Here is a 406-nt window from a genome sequence, read left to right on the forward strand (position 1 = left end):
CCATGAATGGTGAGGTTGCAGGTTAACGATCCGCGACGACCATTTTTCACCACATCACCAACCACTTCGATACTCGACGGTTCGCCGACCAGGCAGTAATCGAGACGCTCATTACGCGACATTAACGCTTCGACGACTTTTACCGTACCGTTGTGGGCACTGGCTTCTTCATCAGAGGTGATCAGAAATGCCAGTCGCCCCGTATGGTTGGGATGTTGTGCGACAAAGCGTTCTGCCGCTACCACCATCGCCGCCAGCGAGCCTTTCATATCTGCCGCACCGCGTCCGAATAACATGCCATCACGAATGGTGGGTTCAAACGGCGGATTGATCCAACGATCGGCGTCGCCAGGCGGCACCACGTCGGTATGCCCGGCAAAGGCTAACGTTTCACCTTGCCCACGCC

1 protein-coding gene is annotated in these 406 nt (G+C 56.2%); it reads right to left on the minus strand.

The window, feature by feature from the left end:
• A partial coding sequence (locus tag F0Q01_RS13740) for a M20/M25/M40 family metallo-hydrolase (protein WP_163927311.1) occupies positions 1-406 on the minus strand: 406 nt, incomplete at both ends.

The organism is Pseudobutyrivibrio xylanivorans (assembly GCF_010906925.1).
Classification (GTDB): domain Bacteria; phylum Bacillota; class Clostridia; order Lachnospirales; family Lachnospiraceae; genus Pseudobutyrivibrio.